The following is a 3,302-nucleotide window of genomic DNA, read 5'->3' as shown; positions in this document are numbered from 1 at the left end:
CCGAAGAAGGGCCGTTATCGAAGATGATGAAGCCGGGCATGGGCAGCTATGACCGCTTTAAAGAGCTGTTCGATACTTACTCAAAACAGGCAGGTAAAGAGCAGTATCTGATCCCCTATTTCATCTCCGCGCACCCCCGGTATACGCGTGATGAAGATAGGTGAATCTGGCGCTGTGGCTGAAAAAGCACCGCTTCCGCCTCGACCAGGTGCAGAACTTCTATCCGTCGCCGCTGGCGAACTCAACCACCATGTATTACACCGGGAAAAACCCGCTGCGAAGATTGGTTATAAGAGCGAAGACGTCTTCGTACCGAAGGGCGACAAACAGCGTCGTTTGCATAAAGCGTTGTTGCGTTACCACGATCCGGCAAACTGGCCGTTAATCCGCCAGGCGCTGGAAGCGATGGGCAAAAAGCATCTGATTGGCAGCCGTCGCGATTGCTTAGTGCCTGCGCCAACCATTGAAGAGATGCGTGAAGCTCGTCGCCAGAACCGCAATACCCGTCCGGCGTTGACGAAACATACGCCGATGGCGACCCAGCGTCAGACGCCTGCTACGGCAAAAAAAGCGTCGTCTACGCAATCTCGTCCGGTGAATGCTGGTGCGAAGAAACGGCCTAAAGCGGCGGTTGGACGTTAAAAAATATCCCCGGCAACTGACACGCTACCGGGATTTTTTTTATCATTCTGCGTACATACGCAAGCAGCGCAGGCAATCAAAATAGTCCTGAGCATCAAGACGCGTATTGGCTCTGTTAGCTTCGGATTTGCAGCATAGATTTGTGGGCGTAGTGCTTTCATATCCTGCTCAAGCCGGGCGATTTTGGCATTTAATGTTTGCACATTGCTCGCCAGCTGATTGACCTTTTGCTCATTGACGCAGCCACTGAGCAAGCAGGTTGCCAGAACAACAGCTCCCACGGTGAAAATCGTTTTCATATAGTGTTCCCTTTTATTTATTGTTCCGGCTAATTGTTATTTAATTCAGCTCATTGCTTTAATCTGGCGCAGTTTTTGCCTCAATCTGCTTAAGTAGGCTGCCGCGTTCGGGCGGATAAAATCAGCGATTTCCCACTTGCCTTCGCGCCGCTGTAAAACCAGTTCTTGCTCTTCGTTGTTGCCATTGGTCAGCGTAAAAACGAACATGAATGCGGGCGGAATCGGCGGTTTTCTCCAGGACTCGAATTTCATCAACGCGTGAAAATAGCGACTCTTCGCCAAACAGATCGGATTGTCGTAAATAAATTGCCGTTCTATTTGCATATCTTCATCGGATTATTGGCCGTCTTGAAGGTGGTTTTATAGAAGGCATTAACCGCCTGGCGGTAAGAGTCGGAAACCACCCACGTCCACGGCCAGCTATAATCAGCAATATGTTCAAAGAGTTCGGCAACAAAGGCTTCCGGCTGTTCTTTTTGCAACGAAGCTAAAGCGGCCAGCGTTTTTTCATTCTCGCTATTAACTGCTTGTAAGACGCTGCCATGATTGCTGACAATATCGTCAATGACCCAACGACCATTTTCCGCCACCATTTTCAGTGTCTGCGTGGTCTTTTCTTTATCATCTTTAAAGATACGAAAGCGCAACAACGCATCGGCATGATCGGCGTCAGTTTGGGTTATCGCAACGCTTTCTAGCACCAGATCGCCAAAATCCTGACAATCACAAACCGGATCATAATCCAGCCAGCCAATATTGCCCGGCAGCGTAAGATTGTCGTTCAGGGTAAGCGCCTGTTGAATACGCGCAGAAGTTATCGCCCGCTCTCCGGTTTCACAAAATAAGGGGCAGTGGCATCTGATTTATAGTTCTGATAAATATGCCGGACTGTTTGTTCTACGGTCTGTGAGGGGGGCTGTGCGTGTACGGTAAAACTTGCCAGGGCTGCTAAAAACAGAAGTATTATTTTCATCTGTTTTTCACCTCTCCGTTGCGTTTATCCCGGATATAGATGAGTTGTTCTTTTAAGAGCTTCCGGCTCTGCATGATGATGTCCTTATATTTGGCATTCCTGAACAAGGAAGAGTAACAACGGGCGGGACGCGAGGGGAATAAATGATTTCTGAAAAGTCCGGTAGCGGAACATTACCGCCACCGGGAGAATTTGCATGTTAGCCGCCGAACTGGTCAGGATCGGGACCGAGACGCTTGCCCTGATCGAGTTTTTGCAATTTCGCCGAGTTCGTCTTTGTCGAGACGGAAATCCCAGACATCAAAGTTTTCGGCAATAACGTGAAGTGTGACCGATTCGGGATCACCACCAGGCCGCTATCCAGATGCCAGCGGATAACAATCTGCGCCGGGGTTTTGCCGTATTTATCTGCCAGATCGCGAATGACTTTCTGATCGAAAACGCCTTTCCCTCCTTGCGCTAATGGGCTCCAGGATTCGGTCTGGATTTTGTGTGTCGCGTTCCAGGCGTGTAGCTGGCGTTGTTGCATCAGCGGATGAAGTTCGATCTGGTTTATCACAGGCGTCACGCCAGTTTCATCAATCAGGCGTTGCAGGTGATGGATCTGGAAGTTGCCACGCCGATGCTTTTGATTAATCCCTCTTTTTGCAATTCGATCATGCCTTTCCATGCTTCGACATAATGGTCGATAGCGGGAACGGGCCAGTGCATTAAGTAGAGGTCGATATAATCAAGCTGGAGTTTTTTCAGGCTGTCGAGCAGGGCTTCGCGGGGCGCTTGTGGTCGTCGTTCCACAGCTTAGTGGTGATGAACAGTTCTTCTCTGTTGACTGAGGCATTTTTCAGGCTTTGCCGACACCTTCTTCGTTCTTGTAGGCCGCGGCGGTATCAATCGAGCGATAACCCACTTCTAACGCTTTTTGAATGGCGGTGATTACTTCCTCATTACTTGCTTGCCAGACGCCCAGTCCCAGCTGGGCATGACATTGCCATCCTGTAGCTTAATAACGGTTGGATTAGCCATACGTTCCTCCTTTATATGAACTCACCGGAGCAGGCTCCGGTGAGGTGTTGTGAACTTAAGTCTGGACGAAATGCCCGAAAACGAAAGTTTTGAGGCGTAAAAAGCTTAGCGGCGGCTTCGTATATACGGCGGCTGACATCCAACGTAATGTCATGATTTTCGCCCAGTTGGTCATGGCCGTGCTCTTCCAGTTTTTTCAGCAAAGCCGGATGGAGCTGCCGTCCAGACCGTAGTCGGAGAGGTGGGTCGGCACGCCTAATTGCTCAAAGAAATTGCGGGTTGCGGCAATCGCGGCGTCAATACGCTCATCATCGGAACCTTCAGTGATGTTCCAGACGCGTCAGCATATTGCAGCAGCTTAGCGC

Annotated in this window: 5 protein-coding genes and 1 pseudogene; 1 reads left to right on the top strand and 5 read right to left on the bottom strand. The window is 49.9% G+C overall.

The window, feature by feature from the left end; genetic code table 11:
- Positions 1–150: 150 nt before the first annotated feature.
- A complete protein-coding gene (locus tag QWY90_RS17600; RefSeq protein ID WP_290284054.1) occupies positions 151–642 on the top strand; it encodes a DUF3362 domain-containing protein in 492 nt (163 codons plus the stop codon).
- Here QWY90_RS17600 and yqhH read toward each other — a convergent pair.
- The 5 genes and pseudogenes from yqhH to QWY90_RS17575 form a co-directional block, all read right to left on the bottom strand.
- Complete coding sequence (gene yqhH / locus QWY90_RS17595) at positions 639–941, bottom strand: lipoprotein YqhH (protein WP_336622150.1); 303 nt, start codon at positions 939–941, stop codon at positions 639–641. The two genes, QWY90_RS17600 and yqhH, sit on opposite strands and share 4 nt — an antisense overlap.
- 45 nt (positions 942–986) lie before the next feature.
- Positions 987–1,265 carry a hypothetical protein gene (locus QWY90_RS17590; RefSeq protein ID WP_290284053.1) on the bottom strand — a complete coding sequence of 93 codons (279 nt, stop codon included), beginning with the start codon at positions 1,263–1,265 and terminating at the stop codon, positions 987–989.
- Complete coding sequence (locus tag QWY90_RS17585; protein WP_290284055.1) at positions 1,256–1,804, bottom strand: YqhG/Tai3 family protein; 549 nt, start codon at positions 1,802–1,804, stop codon at positions 1,256–1,258. Before QWY90_RS17585 ends, QWY90_RS17590 begins: the two co-directional genes overlap by 10 nt.
- Before the next feature lie 309 nt (positions 1,805–2,113).
- Positions 2,114–2,709, bottom strand: a pseudogene (locus tag QWY90_RS17580) (aldo/keto reductase).
- 46 nt (positions 2,710–2,755) lie between these two features.
- Positions 2,756–2,881 (bottom strand): aldo/keto reductase, encoded by a 126-nt coding sequence (locus QWY90_RS17575; protein ID WP_500683684.1) that lies wholly within the window; start codon positions 2,879–2,881, stop codon positions 2,756–2,758.
- Between the last annotated feature and the right edge of the window lie 421 nt (positions 2,882–3,302).

The organism is Flavobacterium paronense (assembly GCF_030409795.1).
In the GTDB taxonomy this organism is placed as follows: Bacteria; Bacteroidota; Bacteroidia; order Flavobacteriales; family Flavobacteriaceae; genus Flavobacterium; species Flavobacterium paronense.
Note: the sequence above shows the minus strand (reverse complement) of the source record. Positions and strands in the feature narration are given on the sequence as shown.

Coding starts and splice junctions, on each gene's coding strand:
- QWY90_RS17600 (WP_290284054.1), top strand. CDS start 151: ATGAAGATAGGTGAATCTGGCGCTGTGGCTGAAAAAGCACCGCTTCCG.
- yqhH (WP_336622150.1), bottom strand. CDS start 941: ATGAAAACGATTTTCACCGTGGGAGCTGTTGTTCTGGCAACCTGCTTG.
- QWY90_RS17590 (WP_290284053.1), bottom strand. CDS start 1,265: ATGCAAATAGAACGGCAATTTATTTACGACAATCCGATCTGTTTGGCG.